The organism is Allobosea sp. 67-29, assembly GCF_001898115.1.
Taxonomy (GTDB): Bacteria; Pseudomonadota; Alphaproteobacteria; order Rhizobiales; family Beijerinckiaceae; genus Allobosea.
In genome coordinates this window covers 468,799-493,509 of record NZ_MKSQ01000007.1, presented here as the reverse complement: position 1 = coordinate 493,509, position 24,711 = coordinate 468,799, and the positions used below count along the sequence as shown (strand labels likewise).

21 protein-coding genes and 1 tRNA gene are annotated in these 24,711 nt (G+C 67.7%); 14 read left to right on the top strand and 8 right to left on the bottom strand.

The annotated features are described in order from the left end of the window. Positions 1-126: 126 nt before the first annotated feature. Positions 127-570, top strand: a complete 444-nt coding sequence (locus BGO20_RS06040; RefSeq protein WP_291661897.1) for a type II 3-dehydroquinate dehydratase — start codon at positions 127-129, stop codon at positions 568-570. Between the two features lie 24 nt (positions 571-594). Here BGO20_RS06040 and BGO20_RS06035 read toward each other — a convergent pair whose 3' ends face one another. Further along, positions 595-1,188 (bottom strand): TetR/AcrR family transcriptional regulator, encoded by a 594-nt coding sequence (locus BGO20_RS06035; RefSeq protein ID WP_291661899.1) that lies wholly within the window; start codon positions 1,186-1,188, stop codon positions 595-597. 283 nt (positions 1,189-1,471) lie between these two features. On the opposite strand from BGO20_RS06035, the gene BGO20_RS06030 reads away from it, so the two are divergent. From BGO20_RS06030 to BGO20_RS06000, 7 genes are all read left to right on the top strand, one after another. Then, positions 1,472-2,140 carry an amino acid ABC transporter permease gene (locus tag BGO20_RS06030; RefSeq protein ID WP_291661901.1) on the top strand — a complete coding sequence of 223 codons (669 nt, stop codon included), beginning with the start codon at positions 1,472-1,474 and terminating at the stop codon, positions 2,138-2,140. Positions 2,141-2,150: 10 nt separating this feature from the next. Further along, positions 2,151-2,792 carry an amino acid ABC transporter permease gene (locus BGO20_RS06025; protein WP_291661903.1) on the top strand — a complete coding sequence of 214 codons (642 nt, stop codon included), beginning with the start codon at positions 2,151-2,153 and terminating at the stop codon, positions 2,790-2,792. Positions 2,793-2,850: 58 nt separating this feature from the next. After that, entirely contained in the window at positions 2,851-3,678 is an 828-nt protein-coding gene (locus tag BGO20_RS06020; RefSeq protein ID WP_291661904.1) for a transporter substrate-binding domain-containing protein, read from the top strand. A gap of 67 nt (positions 3,679-3,745) precedes the next feature. Next, positions 3,746-4,477, top strand: a complete 732-nt coding sequence (locus BGO20_RS06015; protein ID WP_291662583.1) for an amino acid ABC transporter ATP-binding protein — start codon at positions 3,746-3,748, stop codon at positions 4,475-4,477. 31 nt (positions 4,478-4,508) lie between these two features. Beyond that, entirely contained in the window at positions 4,509-4,955 is a 447-nt protein-coding gene (aroQ, locus tag BGO20_RS06010; protein ID WP_291661906.1) for a type II 3-dehydroquinate dehydratase, read from the top strand. A 34-nt stretch (positions 4,956-4,989) separates the two neighbouring features. Further along, positions 4,990-6,045 carry a Gfo/Idh/MocA family protein gene (locus BGO20_RS06005; protein ID WP_291661907.1) on the top strand — a complete coding sequence of 352 codons (1,056 nt, stop codon included), beginning with the start codon at positions 4,990-4,992 and terminating at the stop codon, positions 6,043-6,045. Continuing rightward, a complete protein-coding gene (locus BGO20_RS06000; RefSeq protein WP_291661908.1) occupies positions 6,042-6,872 on the top strand; it encodes a shikimate dehydrogenase family protein in 831 nt (276 codons plus the stop codon). The genes BGO20_RS06005 and BGO20_RS06000 overlap by 4 nt, the downstream gene beginning before the upstream one ends. Before the next feature lie 134 nt (positions 6,873-7,006). Here the strand turns inward: BGO20_RS06000 and BGO20_RS05995 are convergent. After that, positions 7,007-7,080: transfer RNA gene (locus tag BGO20_RS05995), tRNA-Gln, on the bottom strand. A gap of 404 nt (positions 7,081-7,484) precedes the next feature. Between BGO20_RS05995 and BGO20_RS05990 the strand changes: the two genes are divergently transcribed. Then, complete coding sequence (locus BGO20_RS05990) at positions 7,485-8,597, top strand: M20 family metallopeptidase (protein ID WP_291661910.1); 1,113 nt, start codon at positions 7,485-7,487, stop codon at positions 8,595-8,597. A gap of 78 nt (positions 8,598-8,675) precedes the next feature. Here BGO20_RS05990 and accC read toward each other — a convergent pair whose 3' ends face one another. The 3 genes from accC to BGO20_RS05975 all read right to left on the bottom strand — a co-directional run bounded on the left by accC (position 8,676) and on the right by BGO20_RS05975 (position 11,676). Continuing rightward, a complete protein-coding gene (gene accC, locus BGO20_RS05985) occupies positions 8,676-10,037 on the bottom strand; it encodes an acetyl-CoA carboxylase biotin carboxylase subunit (RefSeq protein ID WP_291661911.1) in 1,362 nt (453 codons plus the stop codon). A 29-nt stretch (positions 10,038-10,066) separates the two neighbouring features. After that, positions 10,067-10,525, bottom strand: a complete 459-nt coding sequence (gene accB, locus BGO20_RS05980; RefSeq protein ID WP_291662585.1) for an acetyl-CoA carboxylase biotin carboxyl carrier protein — start codon at positions 10,523-10,525, stop codon at positions 10,067-10,069. Between the two features lie 341 nt (positions 10,526-10,866). Next, the gene (locus BGO20_RS05975; protein ID WP_291661913.1) at positions 10,867-11,676 is read right to left on the bottom strand and encodes a DsbA family protein; all 810 of its coding nucleotides are present in this window, start codon (positions 11,674-11,676) and stop codon (positions 10,867-10,869) included. Positions 11,677-11,848: 172 nt separating this feature from the next. On the opposite strand from BGO20_RS05975, the gene BGO20_RS05970 reads away from it, so the two are divergent. Both BGO20_RS05970 and BGO20_RS05965 read left to right on the top strand, forming a co-directional pair. Then, positions 11,849-13,054, top strand: a complete 1,206-nt coding sequence (locus BGO20_RS05970) for a pyridoxal phosphate-dependent aminotransferase (RefSeq protein WP_465245997.1) — start codon at positions 11,849-11,851, stop codon at positions 13,052-13,054. Between the two features lie 110 nt (positions 13,055-13,164). Then, positions 13,165-15,456, top strand: coding sequence for a mechanosensitive ion channel family protein (locus BGO20_RS05965; RefSeq protein ID WP_291661914.1), 2,292 nt, complete (start codon positions 13,165-13,167; stop codon positions 15,454-15,456). A 4-nt stretch (positions 15,457-15,460) separates the two neighbouring features. Here BGO20_RS05965 and BGO20_RS05960 read toward each other — a convergent pair whose 3' ends face one another. Continuing rightward, positions 15,461-15,814: a hypothetical protein gene (locus BGO20_RS05960; RefSeq protein ID WP_291661915.1), complete on the bottom strand. Its 354-nt coding sequence runs from the start codon at positions 15,812-15,814 to the stop codon at positions 15,461-15,463. A 135-nt stretch (positions 15,815-15,949) separates the two neighbouring features. Continuing rightward, a complete protein-coding gene (locus BGO20_RS05955; protein ID WP_291661917.1) occupies positions 15,950-18,727 on the bottom strand; it encodes a ribonuclease E/G in 2,778 nt (925 codons plus the stop codon). A gap of 702 nt (positions 18,728-19,429) precedes the next feature. Here BGO20_RS05955 and BGO20_RS05950 point away from each other — a divergent pair. Together BGO20_RS05950 and BGO20_RS05945 are read left to right on the top strand one after the other, a co-directional pair. Next, positions 19,430-20,650 (top strand): N-acetylmuramoyl-L-alanine amidase, encoded by a 1,221-nt coding sequence (locus BGO20_RS05950; RefSeq protein ID WP_299856962.1) that lies wholly within the window; start codon positions 19,430-19,432, stop codon positions 20,648-20,650. A 137-nt stretch (positions 20,651-20,787) separates the two neighbouring features. After that, complete coding sequence (locus BGO20_RS05945; protein ID WP_291661919.1) at positions 20,788-23,235, top strand: penicillin-binding protein 1A; 2,448 nt, start codon at positions 20,788-20,790, stop codon at positions 23,233-23,235. Here BGO20_RS05945 and BGO20_RS05940 read toward each other — a convergent pair. Beyond that, a complete protein-coding gene (locus tag BGO20_RS05940) occupies positions 23,229-23,687 on the bottom strand; it encodes a hypothetical protein (RefSeq protein ID WP_291661920.1) in 459 nt (152 codons plus the stop codon). The two genes, BGO20_RS05945 and BGO20_RS05940, sit on opposite strands and share 7 nt — an antisense overlap. 21 nt (positions 23,688-23,708) lie before the next feature. On the opposite strand from BGO20_RS05940, the gene exbB reads away from it, so the two are divergent. Continuing rightward, on the top strand, positions 23,709-24,707 hold the full coding sequence (gene exbB / locus BGO20_RS05935; RefSeq protein ID WP_291661921.1) for a tonB-system energizer ExbB: 999 nt from the start codon (positions 23,709-23,711) through the stop codon (positions 24,705-24,707). The last annotated feature ends 4 nt before the right edge of the window (positions 24,708-24,711 follow it).

The window sequence follows — 24,711 nt, the reverse complement described above, 5'->3', positions numbered from 1 at the left end:
CGCGCTACGGAAGGCCGGGAGGCGAGGGGGGGAGCCGCGCGTCTCTTCGCCCGGCGGCTGGTCAAATCCGATCGCCCGGTCCACGGTCGGCACGCGCCGAAGGCGGCGTCATTCTTGGAGGCAGCGTTGAGCAAACGCATTTTCGTCCTGAACGGTCCCAACCTGAACCTTCTCGGTCAGCGCGAGCCGGCGATCTACGGGACCACGACACTCGCCGAGATCGAGATGCGCTGCGAGACCAAGGCGCGCGGGCTCGGATACGCGATCGATTTCCGCCAGACGAATTTCGAGGGCGAACTGGTCGAGAGCGTGCATCAGGCACGGCAGGAGGCCTGCGGGATCATCATCAACCCGGCCGGCTACAGCTTCACCTCGGTCGCGCTGCTGGATTCGCTGAAGATGTTCGACGGGCCCAAGATCGAGCTGCACATCTCGAACATCCACACGCGCGAGGCGATCTACCACAACTCGCTGGTCTCCCGTACCGCGACGGCGGTCATCGCCGGGCTGGGCGCTGCCGGCTACGAGCTCGCCATCGAGGCGATGGCCGGCCTCGTCGAGCGCGGTTGAGCCGCAGCGGTAACAGCCGGCCGCTCAGCCTCGCAACATGCCCAGCACGGCGGCCACGGTCATGCTGCGGCGGCGCGCGAGCGCTTCCGGCGTGCACATGTCGTAGCCGAAGACCTGCCCCACGGTGGCGCGGTGCGACACGTTGTAGATGCTCAGCGCGCTGATCGTCAGCGAGATGTCGAGCGGCTCCAGCCCGGGCCGGAACAGCCCGGCCGCGATCCCTCGCTCGTAGATGCGGCGCGTGACGTCCACAACGGAGCTGTTGAGGTCGGCAATGGTACGTGACGCCCGCAGATGCCGGGCATGATGCACGTTCTCGACCATCACCATCCGCACGAAGTCGGGATTGTCGATGTGATAGTCGAAGGTGGCCTCGGTCAGCCGCCTGATCGCCTCCTCGGGCGCAAGGGTATCGAGGTCGAGGCTGCGCTCGAAACTGCGGATGCGATCGTACATCCCTTCCAGGACGGCGCGGTAGAGCCCCTCTTTGTCGCCGAAATAGTAGTAGATCATCCGCTTGCTGGTCGCGGTCTTGGCGGCGATGTCGTCGACGCGCGCCCCGCTCAGCCCGTTCTCGACGAACTCGGCCCGCGCGACCTCCAGGATATCGCGACGCACGCCCTCGGGATCCTGAGTCCAGGATGCCTGGCGGCGCTTGCCTGAGCGGGAATCGACCGGGTTCGTCACAAGGCCTCGCTTACGGGATTCGGCGGCCGGAAGGCAGTCGCGCCGTCAAATGGACAGGTCGGTACATTGCGCTTGACCAATTGAACCGGTTAGTACATTTATCATCCCGTCACGCTGGCGCAAGCCATGCGGAAGACGGAAGCCCGCCAAGAGGCTTCAGCGAGGAACGTCCCGGACCGACCCGGCAGAAGGTCGACCGTCTCAGGGAGAGCGAATGAACTACAAGCTCGATTTCACGCCCGTGATCGAGGGGATGCCGCAGCTTCTGCTGGCCTGCCTCGGCACCTTCGGCCTGGCGCTCGGCGGCATGGCGCTCGCCATCGTCATCGGCATCGGCGGCGTCATCCTGCGCGACTCGCGCGTCGCTGCGCTGCGCTGGCTGGTGAAGGGTTTCGTCGAGCTGGTGCGCAACACACCCTTCCTGGTGCAGATCTTCTTCATCTATTTCGCCTTGCCGCTGGCCGGCGTCCGGCTCGACCCGACGCCGACGGCCATCATCGCGCTCGGCATCAACGGCGGCGCCTATGCCATCGAGATCATCCGCGGCGGCGTCCAGTCGATCGGCAAGGGGCAGATCGAGGCGGGGCTCGCGCTCGGGCTGCACAAGGCGCAGGTCTTCCGGCTGATCGTGCTCAAGCCGGCGCTGCGCGCGATCTTTCCGTCGCTGACGAGCCAGTTCGTGCTGCTGACACTGACGACCAGCGTCTGCTCGGCGATCTCGGCCTATGAGCTGACCTCGGTGGCGCAGCGGATCGAATCCGACAGTTTCCGCTCCTTCGAGGTCTACGGCACGATCACGCTGTTCTACCTCATCATCTCCTGGGTGATGATGCGTTTCTTCGCAGCGATTTCGCAGCGCTACTTCAGCTATCCGGTGAAGTGAGGAGGGGGCGATGGGCGAGGCCGAATTCCTCTTTCTGCTGACCGGCCTGAAATGGACGGTGCTGCTGTCGCTTGTCGGCTTCATCGGCGGCGGCGTGTTCGGGCTCGCGGTCGCGCTGCTGCGTACCTCGGGCATCGCGCCGCTGGAGCGCGGCACGGCCAGCTATATCGCGCTGTTCCAGGGTACGCCGCTGCTGATGCAGCTCTTCGTGGTCTACTACGGGCTTGCCCTGATCGGGCTGAAACTCGACGCATGGGTCGCGGTGGCGATCGGCTTCACGCTGCATGCCAGCGCCTATCTGGGCGAGATCTGGCGCGGCTCGATCGAGGCCGTGCCGAAAGGGCAGACCGAGGCCGCCAAGGCGCTGAGCCTGCATTATCTCTCGCGGATGAAGGACGTCATCCTGCCCCAGGCGATCCGCATCTCACTGCCGGCGACGGTCGGCTTCCTGGTCCAGCTGATCAAGGGAACCTCGCTTGCCGCGATCGTCGGATTCACCGAGTTGACGCGCGCCGGAAACATCATCTCGAACCAGACCTTCAAGCCGTTGCTGGTCTTCGGGATCGTCGGCATCCTCTATTTCCTGATCTGCTGGCCGCTCTCGCTCTACGGGGCGCATCTGGAGCGCCGCATGGCGACCGCCTCGCGCTGAGGCCCACCACAAGTTCACCGCAGAAGACCAACGCAAAAGCTCGAAGAGGGAGAGAAACATGAACAAGACGACACGCAGAAGCCTCCTCGCCGCCGGCGCCGCGGCGCTCGCGCTGCCGGCCTTGCTCGGCAGCCCCGCCCAGGCGATCACGCCGGCCGAGATCAAGGCCAGAGGCAAGATCATCGTCGGCATCCAGGGCGACAATCCGCCATGGGGCTTCGTCACCAGCGCCGGCAAGCAGGACGGGCTCGATGCCGACATCGCCACGCTCTTCGCCAAGGAGCTCGGGGTCCAGGTCGAATTCGTGCCGCTCGAGGTCAACAACCGCATTCCGGCCCTGACCACCGGCCGGGTCGACGTCCTGTTCGCCACCATGGCGATGCTGCCCGAGCGCGCCAAGGCGGTGCAGTATTCCAAGCCCTATGTCGCCAACACCATCGTGCTGATCGGGCCCAAGAAGGACAAGATCACCAAGAACGAGGATATGGGGCGCTATACGATCGGCGTCGCCAAGGGCGCGGCTCAGGATACGCAGGTGACGAAGAACGCGCCGGCCGGCACGGTCATCCGCCGCTATGACGGCGACGCGCCGTCGATCCAGGCGCTGGTCTCCGGCCAGGTTCAGGCTCTGGGCGGCAACATCTTCTACATGCAGCGCATCGAGCAGGGGCGGCCGGGCGAATTCGAGAACAAGCTCGAATTCCAGAACCTCTACAACGGCGCCTGCACCCGTCTCGGGGAGAAGGAGATCAACGCGGCGATCAACAGCTTCATCGACAAGATCAAGGCCAATGGCGAGCTGCAGAAGGTCTACGACAAGTGGATGAAGGTGCCGGTGCACAAGTTCCCGGACAGCGTCGAAGGCGTGCCCTTCACCGCGAGCTGAGAATCGCGGAGCCGGAGACAGGGCCATGAACGAAGCCGCCACCAGCGCCGCCGCGCCAGCGAACGCCATGATCGACATGTTCCATGTCGAGAAGTGGTATGGCGACTTCCAGGCCCTGACCGACATCAACCTGTCCGTCCGCAAGGGCGAGAAGATCGTGCTTTGCGGGCCGTCCGGCTCCGGCAAGTCTACTCTGATCCGCTGCATCAACCATCTGGAGGGCTACCAGAAGGGCGAGATCCGGGTCGGCGGCACCAGGCTGGGAGACGATGCCAGGACGATCGACGCGGTGCGTCGCGAAGTCGGCATGGTCTTCCAGCACTTCAACCTGTTCCCGCATATGACCGTGCTGCAGAACTGCATGCTGGCGCCGATGCGCTCGCTCGGCGTCGGCAAGGCGCAGGCCGAGGCGACGGCCCGCGAACTGCTGCAGCGGGTCAGGATCGCGGAGCAGGCTGAAAAATACCCCGCCCAGCTCTCGGGCGGGCAGCAGCAGCGCGTCGCGATCGCCCGTGCGCTGTGCATGAAGCCGAAGGTGATGCTCTTCGACGAGCCCACCTCGGCGCTCGACCCCGAGATGGTCAAGGAAGTGCTCGACACGATGATCGCGCTGGCGGAAGAGGGCATGACCATGATCTGCGTCACCCACGAGATGGGCTTCGCCCGCCAGGTCGCCGACCGCGTCATCTTCATGGCGGGTGGGGCGATCGTCGAAGAGGCGCCGCCCGAGGCGTTCTTCAGCGCGCCGCGCCACGAGCGGACGCGCAAGTTCCTCGGCGAGATCCTGCAGAAGCACTGAAGATCGTCACATCAGCCACGGATCGCGTTCCATGTCCCGCCTCGTCTATGTCCTCAATGGACCGAACCTCAACCTGCTCGGCAAGCGCCAGCCGCACATCTACGGGCACGAGACCCTGGCCGATGTCGAGCGCGACTGCCGCAAGCTCGCCGAGGAACTGAAGCTGGAGCTGCGCTTCCACCAGTCCAACCGCGAATACGAGCTGATCGACTGGATCCACGAGGCCCGGGAGGACGGCGCCGGCATCGTCATCAATCCGGCCGCCTTCACCCATACCTCGGTCGCGCTGCTGGACGCGCTCAACACCTTCGAAGGGCCGGTCATCGAGTGCCATATCTCGCAGGTGCACAAGCGCGAGGCCTTCCGGCACCATTCCTATGTCTCGCTGCGCTCCGACGGCGTGATCGCCGGCTTCGGCACGCAAGGCTATCAGCTCGGGCTCCGGCGCATCGCGACGCTGATCGACGAGGCGAAGTGATGCCGCGCTCGGGTGCAATTCAACGGAGCTGACCATGGCACCGGTCAAACTCGCGATCGTCGGCGCCGGGCTGATCGGCAAGCGCCACGCCGAGCATGTCGCGCGCGAGCCGGGTGCGCTTCTTTCGGCGATCGTCGATCCGTCCGACGGCGGGCGCGAGCTGGCGCAGCGGCTGGGCACGCGCTGGTATCGCAGCTTCGCCGAGCTCGTCGCAGCCGACCGGCCCGAGGGCGTCATCATCGCGACGCCGAACCAGCTCCATGTCGCGAACGGTCTCGAGGCGATCGAGGCCGGTATTCCCGCCATCGTCGAGAAACCCCTGGCCGACGATCTCGCCGGCGCCCGACGTCTCGTCGAAGCGGCCGAGAGGGCAGGGGTCGCGCTGCTCACCGGGCATCACCGGCGCTACAATCCGATGATCGCGAAGGCCAAGGAGATCGTCGACAGCGGCCGGCTCGGCCGCGTGCTGGCCATTCACGGCCATTTCTGGCTGATGAAGCCGGACGACTATTTCGACACCGCCTGGCGGCGGGAGGACGGCGCAGGGCCGATCCTGCTCAACCTGATCCACGACGTCGACCTGTTCCGCTATCTCTGCGGCGAGGTCGTCTCGGTCCAGGCGCTGAGCGCGAATGCCGTCAGGGGCCATGCGGCGGAGGAGACGGCGGCGATTCTGCTGCGCTTCGCCAGCGGCGTGCTCGCAACCATCTCCGTCTCCGACACGATCGTCGCGCCGTGGAGCTGGGAGCTGACAACGGGCGAGAACCCCGCCTATCCGCAGCAGGACCAGTCCTGCTACCAGATCGGCGGCACTCATGGCGCGCTGACCATCCCGCAGCTCGAAGTCTGGTCGAACCGCGACAAGCGCAGCTGGTGGGAGCCGCTGGTGCGCGAGCGCGTGCCTTTCGTTCCGGAAGATCCTCTCGCGCGTCAGGTCCAGCACTTCTGCGACGTGATCCGCAATGGCGCGGTTCCGATCGCGTCGGGCCGCGAGGGCCTCGCGACGCTGGCGGTGATCGATGCGGTGAAGCGCGCCGCCCGTTCCGGCGAGACCGTCGCCCTGTCCGCACCTGCCGCGAGCGCGGCATGATAACCGGCACGACAAGGCTGATCGCCCATCTCGGCTATCCGACCGAGAGCTTCAAGGCGCCAATGATCTACAATCCCTATTTCGAGCGGGAGGGCATCGACGCCGTCGTCGTTCCGATGGGGTGCCGGTCCGAGGATTATCCGGCGTTTCTCAAGCTGGTCTTCCGGCTCTCCAATATCCAGGGAGCGCTTGTGACGATGCCGCACAAGGTCACGACGACCGGCCTGGTCGACGAGGTGCTGCCGACGGCGGCCATCGCGGGGGCGTGCAACGCCGTGCGCCGGGAGGCGGACGGCCGGCTGACCGGCGAGATGTTCGATGGCGAGGGTTTCGTGCGCGGCATGCTCCGCAAGGGCCGCGTCATCGCCGGGGCGCGGGCGCTGGTGCTGGGTTCAGGGGGGGTCGGATCCGCCATCGCCGCCTCGCTGGCCAAGGCTGGCGTCAGCGCGCTCGGGCTCTACGACCTCAACAGCGCCGCCGCCGAGGCACTGGCAGCGAGGCTCCTGCGCCACTACCCGGCGCTCGCTCTCTCGCTCGGCTCGAACGATCCTGCCGGCTTCGACATCGTCGTCAACGCCACGCCGCTCGGCATGAAGCCCGGCGACCCGCTGCCGCTCGACATCGCACGTCTCGATGCAGCGACCTTTGTCGGCGAGGTGGTGATGGCGGAGGAGATCACGCCCTTCCTGGCCGCGGCGGGCGCGCGGGGATGTGCGGTCCAGGTCGGCAAGGACATGCTTTTCGAGCAGATTCCCGCCTATCTCGAGTTCTTCGGCCTGCCCTCGACGACGGCCGAGGACCTGCGGAACGTCGCCCGTCTGGGGTGAAGGAGCGCTCGGCGACGGTGCCTTGCTTGACATGGCGCGGCGTAAGCGAAGCCCGGCGAGCGAGACCCGATGACACGTCACTCGGCTGCTACAGCTATCCAGATTTTGTCTTGAGAATGGGCCACTTAGGGAAGTGGCTGGGGGACTAGGATTCGAACCTAGACAACCAGAGTCAGAGTCTGGGGTCCTACCGTTAGACGATCCCCCAACGATCGGGCGCTTGCGATGCCGCGCCGCGTTGGTGAGCCGGGGTCTAATCAATGCGTCTCGCCTTGGCAAGAGTAGAAATGCGGATCGACGGTGGAAGGCTGCACGAAACGCCGACCTCGTTGTGCCGCGCCGTCGGAAAGGCTGCAGGAGACGCTTCCGGAGGCTGGCCACTTCCCGCAGCGTCGGCATCTCTGCGCCGCCGCTGCACCGGCTTGCCTGGTGGCGCGGGGCGGCTTTCCGGCGATGCCGGCTTTGCAGAACGGCGTAAGGCGGCCGGCGGGGCAATCGCGATCAGGTTGGTCGCCATGGCCGCCGGGACCCGGGGCGCCATGCGTCCGCGGCGCGCCTGCGCCCTCCTGGGGGCACTTGTTCCGCGGCGGCATCTTCGTGATAGATCGAGCCATGACACAAGCCGATGCCGCCGCCGCGCTCTCCATCTGGGTTGCGCTCGAGAGTCCCACAAATCATCCGGCCGGGGTCAACGGCATGATGGACCTGGTCGCGCGGGAGGTCGCGGGCCTGCCGATCGCGGTCGAACGGATCGCCGGCCGGAACGGGCTCGGTGACATGGTGGCGCTGCGGGCCGGCGCCGACAACGGCAAGCCGACCGTGGCGCTGATGTCGCATCTCGACACCGTCCACCCGGTCGGCACGAGCGCGAAGGACCTGCCGGTGCGCATCGAAGGCGACAGGCTTTACGGGCCGGGCGTCTACGACATGAAGGGCGGGGCCTGGCTCGCGCTGCAGGCGTTCAAGCAGGTGGCGACGGCCGGCACGGCCAAGCGGCCGATGGTGTTCCTGTTCACGCCGGACGAGGAAATCGGCTCGCCGACCAGCCGCGGCATGATCGAGGAGATCGGGCGGGGCGCGGCCGCCGTCCTGGTCACCGAGCCGGCCCGGCTCGGCGGCAAGATCGTGACCGCCCGCAAGGGCGTCGGCCGCTTCGAGGTCAAGCTGGAAGGACGTCCTGCCCATGCCGGCTCGCGCCATGCCGACGGTCGCAGCGCCATCCGCGAGGCGGCGCACCAGATCCTGGCGGTCGAGGCGATGACCGACTATGCCCGCGGCATCACCACCAGCGTCGCGCTGATGGGCGGCGGCACGGCTGCGAACGTCATTCCGCAGCATGCCTGGTTCAGCGTCGATTGCCGCGTCACGAGCCTTGCCGACGGCGCGATGATGGAGAATCGCATTCTCAGCCTGAAGCCGCATGATCCGGACGTGACGATCCGGATCACCGGCGGCATGAACCGGCCGCCCTATGAGAAGTCGACGGCGGTCGCGGCTCTGTTCGAGGTCGCGCGCGAGGTTGCCGCCGGGATCGGTCTCGATCTGCAGGATTGCCCGATGACGGGCGGCGGCTCCGACGGAAACTTCACCGCGGCGCTCGGCGTGCCGACGCTCGACGGGCTGGGCATCGACGGCGATGGCGCGCATACGCTGCAGGAATATGCGTCGATCGCGTCGATCGCGCCGCGCCAGGCCCTGATCAAGGGGCTGCTCGAGACGATCTGATCCGGCGAAGGCCGGATCGCTTCAACAAAAAAGCCCCTCGCGATGCGGGGGGCTTTCTCGATTCCGACGGGCGTTCGCTCAGGCCTGCGGCTCGTCCATGCCGCCGGCCGCAAGGAATTTCTCGAGCCAGTGGATGTTGTAGTCGCCGTTGAGGATGTCCGGGTTGCGCACCAGGGTCCGGAACAGCGGCAGCGTGGTATCGACGCCGTCGACGACGAATTCGTCGAGCGAGCGGCGCAGGCGCATCAGGCACTCGTCGCGGTTGCGGCCGTGGACGATCAGCTTGCCGACCAGCGAATCGTAGTTCGGCGGGATCATGTAGCCCTGATAGGCCGCAGAATCGACGCGGACGCCGAGGCCGCCCGGCGTGTGGAAGGACTGGATCCGGCCGGGGGAGGGACGGAAGGTCGCCGGGTGCTCGGCATTGACCCGGCATTCGATGGCGTGGCCCTCGATGACGATGTCCGCCTGCCTGAGCGAGAGCGGCGCGCCGGCCGCGATCCGGATCTGCTCGTTGACGAGGTCGATGCCGGTGATCATCTCGGTCACGGGATGCTCGACCTGGATGCGGGTGTTCATCTCGATGAAATAGAACTCGCCGTCCTCATAGAGGAATTCGATCGTGCCGGCGCCGAGATAGCCGAGTTCGGACATCGCCTTGGCGCAGATCTCGCCGATGCGGTCGCGCTCGCCGGCATTGAGGGCAGGCGAGGGGCCTTCCTCCCAGACCTTCTGGTGGCGGCGCTGCAACGAGCAGTCGCGCTCGCCGAGATGGATGGCGTTGCCACGGCCGTCGCCGAGCACCTGAATCTCGATATGACGCGGCTTCTCGAGATATTTCTCGATATAGACAGCGTCATCGCCGAAATTGGCCTTGGCCTCGCTGCGGGCAGTGGCGAGCAGGACCGAAAGCTCCTCCTCGTTGCGCACCACCTTCATGCCCTTGCCGCCGCCGCCGGACGCCGCCTTGATGATGACGGGGAAGCCGATCTCGCGGACGATCTTCAGCGCTTCGGCGTCGTCGGAGATGCCGCCCTCGGAGCCTGGCACGCAGGGGATGCCGAGGCGCTTGGCCGTGCGCTTGGCCTCGATCTTGTCGCCCATGCTACGGATGTGCTCCGCCTTGGGACCGATGAAGGTGATGTCGTGCTGCTCCAGGATCTCGGCGAAGCGGGCATTCTCCGACAGGAAGCCGTAGCCGGGATGGACCGCATCGGCGCCGGTGATCTCGCAGGCGGCGATCAGCGCGGGGATGTTGAGATAGCTTTCGCGCGCGCTCGGCGGGCCGATGCAGACGCTCTCGTCGGCGAGGCGCACATGCATGGCGTTGGCGTCGGCGGTGGAATGGACCGCGACGGTGGCGATGCCGAGCTCCTTGGCGGCGCGCAGCACCCGCAGCGCGATCTCTCCGCGGTTGGCGATCAGGATCTTGTCGAACATCTTGATCTCGCCGTCGTTGCGTGCCGCCCTCACTCGATCACCAGCAGCGGCTCGCCGTACTCCACCGGCTGGCCGTCCTCGACCAGTATGGCGGTGACCTTGCCGGCGCGGGGCGCGACGATGTCGTTGAAGGTCTTCATCGCCTCGACGAGCAGGATGCGCTCGCCCTGCTTCACCATGGTGCCGATCTCGACGAAGGGCTTCGCCTCGGGCGAGGGGCGGCGATAGGCGGTGCCGACCATGGGGGAGGTGACGGCTCCGGGATGGGCGGCGCCCGGCTTAGGCTCGGCCGTCGGGGCAGCAGCCGGAGCGGCGACCGCCACCGGCAGCGGCGCGGCAGCCGGCACGTGAACGGTCGTCGCGAGGCTGCGGGCGACGCGCACGCGCAGATCGCCCTTCTCCACCTCGATCTCGGTGAGATCGGTCTGGTTCAGCAGCTCGGCGAGCTCGCGGACGAGGTCTGGATCGATCGGGCTCTTGGTCGCCATGGCGGATGTCACCGTCTTCTTCGGATGAGTGCTCGGGGCGACGGTCGCGCCGTCATCCCGGTCGTTTCGGTTCAGGCGGCGAATGCCGCGGGGTTCGTCCCCGGGGTCGCACCGGTCCTCGGCTCCGGACGACAGGATGAAGCAGCGGGGTGTCCGCGGCTGGATCGCGTCGTTAGGACGAGGGGAGAGCCATGCGGCACAGGCTGGGCGACCATGAAGGACGTGGATTCCAGGGACCGCGCGAGGCGGCGGACGCCGTCCTCATAAACGCTGCGAGCCGGCAGGGGAAGCCTGAAGGCTTCCTCGCCGGCTCGTGCAGGGGCGGGGCGCGCCGAAACGGTTCAGCCCGCACACTCGGTCTTGCCGCAGCGCCGCACGGAATCGAGCTTCTGCTTGAGCGCCTCCTGGCCGACGGCGCCGAAGACCACCTCGTTGCCGATGACGAAGGCCGGCGTGCCGGTCAGGCCCAGCCGGTCGCCCAGCGCCACCGTGTCCTCGATCGAAGCCTTGGTGGCGGGAGCGTCCATGTCCTTGCGGGCGCGCTCGACATCGACGCCGAGTTCCTTGGCGATCTCGAGCGCCTTTGCGCCGTTGACCCGTCCCTTGACGCCCATCAGCCGGTTGTGGAAATCGAAGTATTTCGGCCCCTGCAGCTGGTTCTTGACCGCGATGGCGACGCGGCTCGCCTCGACCGAATCGGGGCCGAGGATCGGAAAGTCCTTGAGCACCACTTTCAGCTTCGGGTCCGCCTTGGACAGGGCGGTCACGTCCTGCATCGCCCTTTTGCAGAAGCCGCAATTGTAGTCCATGAACTCGACGAGGGTCAGATCGCCCTCCGGGTTGCCGATGATCACCGAGGTAGCCGGATCGGTGAGCCTGGCCTTCTCCGCCGAGACGGCGCTGCGCTGGGCCTCCGCTTGCGCCACGGTGTTGCGGCGCTCGAGCTCGACCAGCGCGTCCTGGATGATCTCAGGGTTCTTGACGATGGTTTCGCGGACGAGGTCGACGATCGCCTTGCGCTGCTCGGTGGTCAGGGGAGGCTGGCCCTGCGCCATCGCGGGGACGGCGACCGACGCGAGCCAGAGGCCGAGCGCGAGCCCGGCGGGGCGCAGGCAGGCGCGCGTCAGGCTGGTGAAGGTCGGGAAAGCCATCTCGTCATCCTTTCGCTTGCGGCATCCCGAAAGGGACGCCCGCACAGAAGCGGTTCAGCCCGTGCTTGTGGTGGTTCGGCGGGCTAGCGTCAAATCACAGCTTTGCCAGCGGTTGCAGGCGAGGGCGGCCTCGGCTACGCCCGCCGGCGGACCGCCCGAACCGGACATGACGATGCAGAAGCCAGCCCTTCCGCCCGAAGCAATGCCGCCGGCCGGCCTGCCGGCTCTCGCCGAGCGGGCCGCCCGTGTCGCGCCCTTCATCGTCATGGACGTGATGAGCCAGGCCGCGGCGATCGAACGCCGGGGCGGCTCGGTCGTGCACATGGAGGTCGGGCAGCCCTCGGCGCCGACGCCGCGCTCGATCCGAACGGTGGTTTCGCACGCGCTGGAGGACGGACGGATCGGCTATACCCAGGCGCTGGGGACGGATTCGCTGAGGGCTCGCATCGCCCGTCACTATCGCGAGAGCTATGGCGTCGAGGTGGCGGCGGAGTGCGTCGTGGTGACGACAGGGTCGTCGGGCGGCTTCATCCTCGCCTTTCTCGCCTGCTTCCAGCCCGGCGCGCGTGTCGCGATCACCGCGCCGGGCTATCCGGCCTATCGCAACATCCTGATCGCGCTCGGCCTGGAGCCCGTCGCGATCGAGGTCGGACCGGAGACCCGCTTCGCGCTGACGCCGGAGCTGATCGAGCGGGCGCATCGCGAGAAGCCGCTGGCCGGCGTACTGACCATGAGCCCCGCCAACCCGACCGGGGTGGTGATGTCGCCCGAGGCGATCGCCGATGTGGCCGCCTGCTGCCGCCAGCTCGGGCTGTGGTACATCTCGGACGAGATCTATCACGGCCTGACCTACGAGGCGCCGGCGACCACGGCGCTCGCCGCCGATCCCGACGCGATCATCGTCAACTCCTTCTCCAAGTACTACTGCATGACTGGCTGGCGCGTCGGCTGGCTCATCGTGCCGCAGCGGCTGGTGCGGACGATCGAGCGCCTGCAGCAGAATTTCTCGATCTCCGTGCCCTATCTCAGCCAGGTGGCCGGCGAGGCGGCTTTCGACGCGACGGAGGAATGCGAAGCGATCAAGGCCGGCTATGCCGCCAACCGCGCCTTCCTGCTGGAGGCCCTGCCGCAGATCGGCCTGGGCGATTTCCTGCCCGTCGACGGTGCCTTTTACATCTATCTCGACATCGGCCGGCATTCGAACGATTCGATGAGCTTCTGCCGCGACGCTCTCGAAAAGGCCGGTGTCGCGATCACGCCCGGCCTCGACTTCGACGAGGGGCGCGGGGCGCGGACGGTCCGGCTTTCCTTCGCCGGTTCGCTCGCCGAATGCGAGGAGGCTGTTGCGCGCCTCGGAGGCTGGCTCGGGGCCCGCTGAAGCCCAGGCCGCAACTGGCTCTTGCCATAATTCCCGGAAGGTCAGCATTCTCTCACCGGGCGGGCCGCGGGGGCGGTGGCCGCCGATCGGAGACGTCCATGAAACATGGCATGGCTGGCCTGACGGTCCTGAAGCGGGTGGCCGTGCTGCTCGTGGCCTGTTTCGCCCTGCTCGCGGCGCCCACGGCGCGGGCCGAGGCGCCGATCGTCCTGACCCTGCGCGGCGACGAGACGGCGGACACCATCGCCAGGATGGTCAACGCCTTGTCGGCCGGGGGACGGCAGGTCGAGATCCGGCTGTCGGGAACCGCGCCGCAGGCCGCGCCCGAGACTCCGGTTCCCGCCGAGCAGCCCGCGAAAGGTGCCAAGCCGGCAAAGCCCGCCAAACCCGCGCCGGTGGCGATGCCGGCGACCGGCGACGACATGCTGTCCGGACAGATCGACGCGCTGCTCGACCAGGTCGTGGAAGGCGTCAGCTACGGCAACAAGGCCATCCCCAGCATCGCCGAGCTGCCTGGGGACTGGCAGTCCGCCTGGGCGAGGAACGTCAACGGGCGAACCGGGCTTTCGGCCGGCTGGCGGATCCTGCTGATCGTGGCGCTGGCGCTGGCGCTGACCTTGGCCGTCCGGATCGCTCTGGCCGGCTGGTTCGCGCGCAAGCGCGTGCCCGCCGGCCCGGCCTTCACGCCGCGCTTCGTCGCTTCGGCCTATGGTCTCGCCCAGGACGTCTTGACGATCATACTGGCGTTGCTGGTCGTGCGGATCGCGCGCAATACCTGGCTGCCTGAAAACGACCTCGCCTCGATCAGCCTGACGACGGCCGCCAACGGCGCCGCGATCGGGGCTTTCTACATCGCCATCGGCCGTTTCCTGCTGTCGCCTGGCGTGCCGGAACGGCGCATCATGCCGCTGCCGAGGACCGAGCGCCACTTCCGGTTGCTGACCCTCTATGCCATCTTTACGCCGATCGTCGTCGTCGCCATCCTGCTGACCCACCACATCAGCCACGATCCCTTGCCGGCGGCCGGTCTGATCACGCTCACGGGTTTCGCCACGACGGCGTTCAAGCTGTGGTGGTTTCACGACATGCGCCACGACCTCGCGGCCCTCGTGCTCTCCGGCTCCGAGACGCCCGGCCCGGTACGGCGCATCTTCGCCTCCGGGATAGCCTGGTTCTACATCGCCACGACGGCGCTGCTCTGGGCGGTCGAGGCCGGGGCGGCGATGATGTCGAATGGCGGGCGCTGGGCCGAGGCCGCGGCCCTGACCGAGGCCGCTCTGGTGATCCTGCCGATCCTGGTCGTCGGCATCTCCAGCCTGCTGCATTGCCGCGCCATGCATCGCCAGATGTCCGGCAGCGCGACGCCGCTGACGCAGGCTGGCGGGGCCGCGGTGGGAGCCGCGGCAGTCGGAGTGATCTGGGCGGCTGGCTTCTTCATCATTGCCCGGCTCTGGGCCGGGTTGCTGCTGGGGGTCAGCTCGGACCAGTTCACCGCCTTCACGCGTCAGGCGGCGGGCGTGGCCTTCCTCGGCTTCGCGGGCTGGGTGGCCCTGGTCTTCCTGCGCTCCTTTTTCGATGCCTATGCGCCGAAGCGCCACGTCGTCGGTCCCATGGGGGATGATGAAGAGATTCATGGCGATGCGGTACCGAGCCGCCTCGCCACGGTGCTGCCGGTGCTGCGCGGCGTCGTCCTCGGCGCCGTGATCGGCCTCACCGTGCTCGTCGTGCTCGCCCGGCTCGGCGTCGATATCGGCCCCTTGCTCGCCGGCTTCGGCATTCTCGGCCTCGCCTTCTCCTTCGGCTCGCAGACGCTGGTGCGCGACATCGTCTCGGGCGTGTTCTTCATGCTGGAGGACGCCTTCCGCGTCGGCGAATACGTCGATACGGGCAGGCTCAAGGGCACGGTCGAGAAGATCTCGCTGCGCTCAATCCAGCTCCGCCACCAGAGCGGCCAGATCCACACCGTGCCGTTCGGCCAGATTTCCTCGCTGACCAATGCCAGCCGCGACTGGGCGACGGTGAAGTTCAACGTCCGCCTCGACCATTCGGCCGATCTCGAACAGGCGCGCAAGGCGATCAAGAAGACCGGCATCGCCCTGATGGAGGACCCGGAATACGGGCCGCATTTCATCGCGCCGTTGAAGATGCAGGGCGTGGCCGACATCACCGACACCGCCATCGTCATCCGGCTCAAATTCACCGGCAAGCCGAACCAGGCCTCGATGCTGCAGCGCGAGGCGCTGAAGCGGGTCTACCGGGCGCTGAACGATGCCCGCATCCCCTTCGCCTCGAATGCCGTCACGGTGCGCGGCGGCGACCAGGACAACAAGTCCGGGGCCAGTGCCGCAGCGGCGATCTCGGCCGTGCCGCCGCCGACACCGCTTGCACCCGCGGCTGGCTGAGCGCTCAGAGCAGCAGGAACAGACCGAAACCGGCGATCTCCAGAGCGGCCCCGAACAAGCGTGCCTGGCGCGCCGCCGAAATCATTGCGCGCCGCTCGGTGCGGCGGCCTGCGCTCGTGCTCCGGTCCGCTTCCGTCTCCACGCGAAACTGTTCGGCGTAGAGGCCGGGCGTGATCTGCGAGCCGACGGCGCGGTCGCCGTCCAGCTCGGCCCGCACCGAAAGGAACAGGACGAGAAGACCCAGGACGCCGACGCCGAACCAGCCGGCGGCACGCCAGGCGAGGACGGCAAGCGCAAGGAGCGCCGCCACCGCAAGGGCTGTCAGAGCGAGACGTTCCGGGCGGCGTGGCGGGGGCATGCGAACTCCGTCAAGGCACCATCACGCGACCTGAGGACGATGCCGGGTTTCGCGGTCGCCGCCAACGGAGCTTTCCAAGAAAAAGGCCCGCTGCAGGACAGCGGGCCTTCTTCATTCGTAGGATGTCGCCTCGGCTCAGGAACGGCCGGCGAGGCGGTTCCACCAACCACCACGCTTCGGGCGCGTCGGATCCGGTTCTGTCAGGACAACCGCAACGGGCTCCTCCGCCGGGGCGCGCGGGGCGGGCGCCTCCGGCTCAGGTGCAGGCGCCGGCTCGCCGGCCATCGGCTCGGTGGCCGCTTCGACAGGCGTTTCGGCGACAGTTTCGGACGCCGCAGGCGCGGCGGCCGGTGCGCCGTCTTCCGTGATCGGTACGACCTTCTTGCGCGACCGGCTGCGCTTCGGCTTCTCGGCCGGGGCGGCTTCTGCCGCGACCGGCTCGGCAGCCTCGGGGGCCTTGGCAGCCTCGGCGGTCTCCGTTTCCTTGGCCGCCTTGGGCTTGCGGGCGCGGCTGCGCTTCGGCTTGGCCTCCTCGGCGGGAGGTGCGGCCGCCTCGGCGGCAACCGGCTCAGTCACCTCGGAGACCGGCGCCTCGGCAGCAACCTCGACCACGACGGCTTCGGCGGCGGCATCCTCGCCGTCATCGTCCGCCTCGTCGTCGCTCTCGCCATCCTCGCCAGCGGAACCCTCGCCCTGAAGGCCCTGCGAGTCACGCTCGCCACCCCGCCGCCGGCGGCGGCGACGGCGGCGGCGGCGGCCATCGCGGCCTTCGGCATCGCCGCGCTCGCCCTGGGCGTCGCCGGCCGCGGTCTCGCTGTCGCCTGCCTCGGCATCGAGGGCTGCCGCCTCGGCGGCGGCATCGAGCGCCTCATCGTCGACATCGGCGGCGATCGCTTCCGCCTTGAACGGAGACGGCACCACGCGAGCCTCGTTGCCGACGAACTCGCCACGCTCGACCTCGAAATAGCGGGTGCCGAGCAGATTCGGGTCGGTCGAGATCGTGATCGCAATCGCGAAGCGGTTTTCGAGATCAGCCAGATGCGCGCGCTTCTGGTTGAGGACGTAGAGCGCGACCTCCGGCCGGGTTCGGACGGTGAGGTTGTGCGAGGCGCTCTTGATCAGCGTCTCCTCCAGCGCGCGCAGGATCTGCAGCGCGACCGACGGGGTCGAGCGGATCATGCCGGCGCCGGCGCAGTGCGGGCAGGGCACCGAGGAGGATTCGAGCACGCCGGTGCGGATGCGCTGGCGCGACATCTCCAGCAGGCCGAAGGCCGAGATGCGGCCGACCTGGATGCGGGCGCGGTCGTCCTTCAGGCACTCCTTCAGCTTCTTCTCGACGGCGCGGTTGTTCCGGTTTTCCTCCATGTCGATGAAATCGATCACGATGAGGCCGGCGAGGTCGCGCAGGCGCAGCTGGCGGGAGATCTCCTCCGCCGCTTCGAGATTGGTCTTGAGGGCGGTGTCCTCGATATTGTGCTCGCGGGTCGAGCGACCCGAGTTGATGTCGATCGCGACCAGCGCTTCCGTCTGGTTGATGACGAGGTAGCCGCCGGACTTCAGCGTCACCGTGTTGGAGAACATCGCGTCGAGCTGGCTCTCGACGCCGAAGCTCGCGAAGAGCGGGGTCTGCTCGCGATAGGGCTTCACGCTCTTGGCATGGCTCGGCATGAGCATGCGCATGAAATCCTTGGCCTCGCGATAGGCCTCATCGCCGGCGACGTGAACCTCGTCGATGTCCTTGTTGTAGAGGTCGCGGATCGAGCGCTTGACGAGGTTGCCCTCCTCGTAGACCAGCGCGGGCGCCACGGAGGCGAGCGTCAGCTCGCGCACGCTCTCCCACATCCGCATGAGATATTCGTAGTCGCGCCGGATCTCGACCTTGGTGCGCGAGGCGCCGGCCGTGCGCAGGATCAGGCCCATCCCCTCCGGGACCTCCAGTTCCTGGGCGATCTCCTTCAGGCGCTTGCGGTCCTCGGCATTGGTGATCTTGCGCGAGATGCCGCCGCCCTTGCCGGTGTTGGGCATGAGCACCGAATAACGGCCGGCGAGCGAGAGATAGGTGGTGAGCGCCGCGCCCTTGTTGCCGCGCTCTTCCTTGACGACCTGGACGAGGATGATCTGGCGGCGCTTGATCACCTCCTGGATCTTGTACTGGCGGCGGGAATGACGCTGCGGGCGCTCGGGCATGTCGTCGAGGGCGTCGCCGCCGCCGAGCTGCTCGGGCTGCTCCTCATGCTCGTCGCCCTCATCCTCGCCGTTCTCGTCCTCGCCCGGCTTGCGGGCTTCGGCCTGAGCTTCCTCGGAGCGGCTCTCTTCGCCGGCGTCGAGCTGCGGCGCGGCCACGGTCTCGAAGGTCAGGGGCGCTGCGTTCTCAGCGGCGTCCTCGGTCGCCGACTCGGCGACGTCCGGGGCGAAGGATTCGCCGAAGGCGGGCGCGCCTTCGTTGACCATGGCGGCTTCCTTGCCGTCGGTCTCGACGCGCTCGTCGCCGTTGGCTTCGGCCTCGACCTCTGCCGTCACCGTCTCGTCGGCCGCCGCCTTCTTGGCACGGTTGTCGCGGTCGCCACGGCCGCGCCGGCGGCCGCGCTTCTCGCGCCGCTCCTCGTCGCGCTCCTCGTCGCGTTCGGCGCGGGCCTCGTCATCGAGGAGCGCCTGCCGGTCGGCGACCGGGATCTGGTAGTAGTCCGGATGAATCTCGGAGAAGGCGAGGAAGCCGTGGCGGTTGCCGCCATACTCGACGAAGGCCGCCTGGAGCGAGGGCTCCACCCGGGTCACCTTGGCGAGATAGATGTTGCCGCGGAGAGGCTTGCGGCTGGCGGACTCGAAATCAAATTCCTCGACGCGTGATCCACGCACCACCACGACCCGGGTCTCTTCCGGGTGGGTGGCATCGATGAGCATTTTGTTGGCCATCAGAAATTTCCATAGGCGCGGCCGCCGCCAAGGCCCGCGAGGCAGCGGAAGCAAATCCGCTGCCGCGAGCGTGGGCGCCGCTGAAGCGCCGGCCGGAGCCGGCATGTTGCAGGAGGGGGAGGTCGGTCTGGACAGGAACGCGGTTCGGAGCGGCCCAGCGGACGAAACGCCCGGCGCCATTCCGCAGGATTGAACGCTTCACCGATGATACGTGCGGCGTCGCTTGCCCCGTCATCTGCCCTGACCTGCGGCACGCCCCTCTCACGATGGGCAGACCGCGTTTGCACGCTCGCGAGACAGGGCCGGGCGCAGAACTCGCAACCCCGGCCCGTCCTCTGCGGACGATCCGTTATGGTCGACCTGCTGCCTTGAACCCCGAACGGGTCAAGGCCCAGTCTGCACCGGACGCCGACGGATGGTTCGATCCGGATGTGTCCCGCGGGCAGGCTGGAGGGCAACCTTGTCCCATTACAGATAGGTTACAGTGATTTGCAAGTCACATCGCAACCGGATCGCGTCCCGCGCATGGCGAGGCGGTTCATCGCGCCCCCGTGGCGTGGTAACGCCCTGTTAGGGATTCGGGTCGCCTATGGTTAAGCATTGGTGACGGCAGGCGGGATTTTTAAGCTGTTTTCACGCATTTGTCAGAGCGAGTACGGCAAATTCGCCGCAGCCGGGCGCCGGAGGGCGGTTTCCGTCCGGTTGCGTTCGCTGGCTGCCATGGCGGGGCTGTGCGCCGTTCTCGGCATCCTGCCGGCCCGCGGCGAACCCGCCCGGCAGCAGAGCGAGTTTCCGGTCGCGACGGACATGCGGATCGAGCAGCACGGCGAGACCGTCAGGCTGTCGCTGGCGCTCTCGGAGGTCGTGCCCGTGGAGGCCTGGGTGCAGGCCGCTCCCGACCGCGTCATCGTCGAGCTCCCGTCGACGAACTTCCAGATCCAGCCGAGCGCCCGCAAGAATGCCGGCTTCGTCAGCGGGTATCGCTACGGGCTGTTCACGACGGACAAGGCGCGAATCATCATCGACCTGTCCCAGCCTGCGACGATCGTGAAGGCCGAGGCCCGCACCGCGCGGGGCGGCCTCGGCGAACTCACGATCGAACTCAGAAAGGTCGGCCGCGCCGAGTTTCTCGCCGAGGCCGCCAAGGCCAGGCCGGCGAGCCGGGCGATGGTGGCACCGGCGCCGCCTAGGTCGGCCGGCGAGACGCGGCGCACGATCGTCATCGATCCCGGGCATGGCGGCATCGATCCCGGCACGGTCGTCGCGTCGATCGCCGAAAAATCGGTCGTCCTGAATTTCGGGCTGGCCCTGAAGGAGCAGCTCGAGTCCTCGGGCCGGTACCGCGTGGTGATGACCCGGGACGACGACAGCTTCGTGCCGCTCGCCGACCGCGTGAGGATCGGACAGGACGAGAAGGCTGACCTGTTCATTTCGATCCATGCCGATTCGCTGACGCAGGCGCAGGAGGTGCGGGGCGCGACCGTCTATACCCGCTCGGAGCGGGCGACCGACGCCGAGGCCGCAAAGCTCGCGGCCAAGGAGAACGAGGCGGATGCCGCCGGGGGACTCGAGACCAGCGAGGAGGTCCAGGACGTCGCCGGCATCCTGATCGACCTGGCGCGGCGGGAGACACGGACCTTCTCGGGCGTTTTCGCCCGCAACCTCGTCGACAAGCTCGGTGCCTCGGTCCGGATGCACAAGATTCCGCTGCGCTCCGCGCGCTTCTGGGTTCTGAGCGCGCCGGACGTGCCGTCGGTCCTGATCGAGCTGGGCTACATGTCGAGCCCGAAGGACGCCGCGCTGTTGACTTCGGCCGAATGGCGCGGAAAAGCCGTCGGTGCCGTCGGGGCAGCGGTCGACGAATACTTCGCCCGCGAACGCGCCTCGGTCGGGCAGGCGGCCGAGAACCGGCACGCGCCTTAGTTCGCGAAACGTTCGAGTTGAACCGAATTGTGGTCGTGAGGCCACGGTTCCGCCATCTCGATCATGCTATAGCTTCGCGTTGCGAAGCGCCTCGACCGGGCGTCCGCCGGGTGGAAAGATGGGGTCCGGGACCTGAAATGCGGTTTATCCTGCGAATCTTCGGGTGGTTGTTCGCCGCGGGTGCGATCGCTTTCGTGGTCGGCGCCGCCGTGGCCGGCGGTGTGATCTGGCACTATTCGCAGGACCTGCCCGACTATGCCCAGCTGCGGAACTACGAACCGCCGGTGATGACCCGCGTCCATGCGGGCGACGGCAGCCTGATCGCCGAATACGCGCGCGAGCGGCGGCTCTACATCCCGATCCAGGCCGTGCCGAAGCTGGTCGTCGACGCCTATATCTCCGCCGAGGACAAGAATTTCTACAAGCATATCGGCGTCGATCCCGAGGGCCTCGTTCGCGCTGCGATCTCGAATTTCCGCAACAAGGGCACCAATCGCCGCCAGCAGGGCGCCTCGACCATCACCCAGCAGGTGGCGAAGAACTTCTTCCTGAGCCCCGAGCAATCCTACGAGCGCAAGATCCGCGAGGCGCTCGTCGCGCTGAAGCTGGAATCGACCTATTCGAAGGACAAGATCCTTGAGCTCTACCTCAACGAGATCTATCTCGGTGCGCCGGCTCCCGGCCTCGGAAGCTACGGCATCGCCGCGGCGGCGCTGAATTATTTCGGCAAGTCGGTGCACGAGCTGAACCTGCAGGAAGCCGCCTATCTCGCCGCGCTTCCGAAGGCGCCGAGCGACCTGCAGCCCTTCCGCAATACCGACCGCGCGATCGAGCGCCGCAACTACGTGATCGATCGCATGGTCGAGAACGGCTACGTCAAGCGCGACGTGGCAGAGGCGGCGAAGAAGCAGCCGCTCGGCGTCAATCCGCGCCAGGTCTCGCCCAACAACATCGCCGCCGGCTATTTCGCCGAGGAAATCCGCCGCGAGCTGCAGGATCGCTACGGCGAGAAGAAGCTGCTCGAGGGCGGGCTCTCGGTGCGCGCCACGGTCGATCCCAAGATCCAGCTGATGGCCCGCAAGGCGCTGGTCGACGGGCTCGTGCGCTTCGACGAGGCGCGCGGCTGGCGCGGCGCGATCCAGAAGCTCGACATCGCCGGGCAGGATTGGGGCAAGGCCCTCGGCGAATTGCCGGTGCTCGGCGACGTCGCGCCCTGGCGGCTCGCCGTGGTGCTCGACGTCAACGGCGACAGCGCCAAGCTCGGCCTCCACCCGCTGCGCGACAATGCCGGCAACCTCAACCCGAAGCGCGAGACCGTCACGCTGGCCGGAGACGGCATCAAGTGGACCCGGCGCGCGCGCGTTTCGCAGGCGGTCTCGGTCGGCGACGTGGTCTATGTCGAGCCGATGACGAGCCGTCCGGGCTATGCCCGCCTGCGCCAGCTTCCGGAGATCAACGGCGCGATCGTCGTGATGGACCCGTTCTCCGGCCGCGTCCTCGCCATGGTCGGTGGCTTCTCGCACGACCAGTCGGAGTTCAACCGCGCGACGCAGGCAATGCGCCAGCCGGGCTCGTCCTTCAAGCCCTTCGTCTATTCGACGGCGCTCGACAACGGCTACACCCCGTCCAGCATCATCCTGGACGCGCCGATCGAGATCGACCAGGGCGGCGGTCTCGGCATGTGGCGGCCGGAGAACTACGGCGGCAAGTTCAGCGGCCCGCATACGCTACGCTACGGCATCCAGTACTCGAAGAACCTGATGACGGTGCGTCTCGCCAAGGATGTCGGCATGCCGCTGATCGCGGAATATGCCCGCCGCTTCGGCATCTACGACGATCTCCAGCCGGTGCTGTCGATGTCGCTCGGCGCGGGCGAGACCACCGTGATGCGGATGACCGCGGCCTATTCGATGCTGGTCAATGGCGGCAAGCGCATCCGGCCGACGCTGATCGACCGCATCCAGGATCGCACGGGCACGACCATCTTCCGGCACGACCAGCGCACCTGCGAGGGCTGCAACGCCGACAAATGGGCGAACCAGCCCGAACCGCGCCTGATCGACAATCGCGAGCAGGTGATCGACCCGCTGACGGCCTACCAGATGGTCTCGATCCTGGAAGGCGTGGTGAACGCCGGCACGGCGACCGTGGTGAAGTCGGTCGGCAAGCCTCTGGCGGGCAAGACCGGCACGACCAACGACGCCAAGGACGTGTGGTTCTGCGGCTTCTCGCCGGACCTCGCCGTCGGCGTCTATATGGGCTTCGACAAGCCCAAGTCGCTCGGCTCGTCTGCGACGGCCGGCCAGTACGCCGCGCCGATCTTCCGCGACTTCATGATGGCGGCGTTGAAGGACAAGCCGGCGACGCCGTTCCGCGTGCCGGCCGGCATCAAGCTGATCCGCGTCGATCCGAAGACCGGCATGCGCACCAGCGGGGAAGGCGGCATCCTCGAAGCCTTCAAGCCCGGCACCGCACCGCCCGACAGCTATTCGGTGATCGGGGCAGCGGGCGATGGCGGCGGCCTGCCCGGCGCCCCGTCCGGCGGCGGCCGCGCTATCGGCTCGGGCACCGGCGGTCTCTACTGAGATCTGCCCCGGCCCGACAGGGTCGGGCCGGCAGCGTCGCCAGCAAGGTCGGCAAGAACCCGAAAGATGCGGGCGCAGCAGCGGCCGGCCGGTCGCGCATGCGGCATGGCCGGCGCGAGCGCGACAATCCGCTGACAGCATGGACGCGGAAACCGGCCCGGGGCCGGGCCGATCGTCGCCGGCTCGATGCGGCGACGCGACGTGTCACGCGCCGACACCTCCGGCAGGCGCACCATTCGCCTGGTGCGGACCAGCGTCCCGTCGCGCAGCGAAGCCTTGACACGACACGCGGTTTGAAACACTCGTGCGGCTCGCAAGTCGCTGATAATGCGTGCTTTTTTTATTTGTTCCAATGTGAGATCCGCCGCTGTGCGCGCCATGCCGCCGGTTCGTTCGCGAAGGTCGGAGCCGGCCGCTTTGCTCCGAGGTCGGGCAGGGATGACGACGATCATGCGGTGGATGCAGGACTGGTCATGACAAAGCTGTTTCGTTCGGCACTCGTCGCGCTGAATCTGCTGTTGCCGGCTTCGGGCACCCTGGCTCAAGCCCCCGCGTCGCCAGGACAGTCGATGTCCTCCGAGCCTTCGGCTCCCGCCACGGGGCCGATGAACCCGCTGCCGCCGGCTGCACCACAGATGGGAATCGCACCGCCGAGCGCTGCCCATCCACCACTCCCGGCGACCGAGGCCGCGGCCGCCAATACGCCCGCTATGGCCATGCTGCCGCACGACCTGTCGCCTTGGGGCATGTTCATGGCCGCCGACATCGTCGTGAAGGCGGTGATGATCGGCCTCGCCTTCGCGTCGCTGGTGACCTGGACGATCTGGCTCGCCAAGGTGATGGAGCTTGCGGCCGCCAAGGCGGGAGCTCGGCGCGCCCTCCGGCGGATCGAGGCCGCCGACGACCTCGGCGACGCGACCCGCACCGTCTCCGGCAAGGATGGCAGGCTGCGCGGGGCCGTGGGTGCCTTGCTGGCCGCTGCCGGGGACGAGACGCGCCGCTCCGCCGATCTCGGCGAGGACGGCATCAAGGAGCGAGCCGCGATCGCGCTCTCCCGGGTCGAGGCACGCGCCGGCAGGGCGATGGCGCGTGGCACGGGACTGCTGGCGACGATCGGCTCCACCGCGCCCTTCGTCGGCCTGTTCGGCACGGTCTGGGGCATTATGAATTCGTTCATCGGCATCAGCCAGTCGAAGACGACCAATCTAGCCGTCGTCGCGCCAGGTATCGCCGAGGCCCTGCTGGCGACGGCGATCGGCCTGGTCGCAGCCATTCCCGCCGTCATTATCTACAACGTCTTCGCCCGCGCCATCACCGGCTACCGGGCGACGTTGTCGGATGCTTCCGGAGAGATCCTGCGCCACCTCTCGCGGGACCTGGAGCGGCGCCAACGCGCCGCTGTCGCCGCTCCGCCGCGGTCGCCGCTGCAGGCGGTGGCGCCGGCGGCCCTCCCGCGCGTTCCGGCGGAGTAAGCAG

Excerpts from the sequence above, each read along its gene's own strand:
- BGO20_RS06030 (WP_291661901.1), top strand. The coding sequence starts at position 1,472 with ATGAACTACAAGCTCGATTTCACGCCCGTGATCGAGGGGATGCCGCAG.
- BGO20_RS06025 (WP_291661903.1), top strand. The coding sequence starts at position 2,151 with ATGGGCGAGGCCGAATTCCTCTTTCTGCTGACCGGCCTGAAATGGACG.
- BGO20_RS06020 (WP_291661904.1), top strand. The coding sequence starts at position 2,851 with ATGAACAAGACGACACGCAGAAGCCTCCTCGCCGCCGGCGCCGCGGCG.
- BGO20_RS06015 (WP_291662583.1), top strand. The coding sequence starts at position 3,746 with ATGATCGACATGTTCCATGTCGAGAAGTGGTATGGCGACTTCCAGGCC.
- aroQ (WP_291661906.1), top strand. The coding sequence starts at position 4,509 with ATGTCCCGCCTCGTCTATGTCCTCAATGGACCGAACCTCAACCTGCTC.
- BGO20_RS06005 (WP_291661907.1), top strand. The coding sequence starts at position 4,990 with ATGGCACCGGTCAAACTCGCGATCGTCGGCGCCGGGCTGATCGGCAAG.
- BGO20_RS06000 (WP_291661908.1), top strand. The coding sequence starts at position 6,042 with ATGATAACCGGCACGACAAGGCTGATCGCCCATCTCGGCTATCCGACC.
- BGO20_RS05990 (WP_291661910.1), top strand. The coding sequence starts at position 7,485 with ATGACACAAGCCGATGCCGCCGCCGCGCTCTCCATCTGGGTTGCGCTC.
- accC (WP_291661911.1), bottom strand. The coding sequence starts at position 10,037 with ATGTTCGACAAGATCCTGATCGCCAACCGCGGAGAGATCGCGCTGCGG.
- accB (WP_291662585.1), bottom strand. The coding sequence starts at position 10,525 with ATGGCGACCAAGAGCCCGATCGATCCAGACCTCGTCCGCGAGCTCGCC.
- BGO20_RS05975 (WP_291661913.1), bottom strand. The coding sequence starts at position 11,676 with ATGGCTTTCCCGACCTTCACCAGCCTGACGCGCGCCTGCCTGCGCCCC.
- BGO20_RS05970 (WP_465245997.1), top strand. The coding sequence starts at position 11,849 with ATGCAGAAGCCAGCCCTTCCGCCCGAAGCAATGCCGCCGGCCGGCCTG.
- BGO20_RS05965 (WP_291661914.1), top strand. The coding sequence starts at position 13,165 with ATGGCTGGCCTGACGGTCCTGAAGCGGGTGGCCGTGCTGCTCGTGGCC.
- BGO20_RS05960 (WP_291661915.1), bottom strand. The coding sequence starts at position 15,814 with ATGCCCCCGCCACGCCGCCCGGAACGTCTCGCTCTGACAGCCCTTGCG.
- BGO20_RS05955 (WP_291661917.1), bottom strand. The coding sequence starts at position 18,727 with ATGGCCAACAAAATGCTCATCGATGCCACCCACCCGGAAGAGACCCGG.
- BGO20_RS05945 (WP_291661919.1), top strand. The coding sequence starts at position 20,788 with ATGCGGTTTATCCTGCGAATCTTCGGGTGGTTGTTCGCCGCGGGTGCG.
- BGO20_RS05940 (WP_291661920.1), bottom strand. The coding sequence starts at position 23,687 with ATGATCGTCGTCATCCCTGCCCGACCTCGGAGCAAAGCGGCCGGCTCC.
- exbB (WP_291661921.1), top strand. The coding sequence starts at position 23,709 with ATGACAAAGCTGTTTCGTTCGGCACTCGTCGCGCTGAATCTGCTGTTG.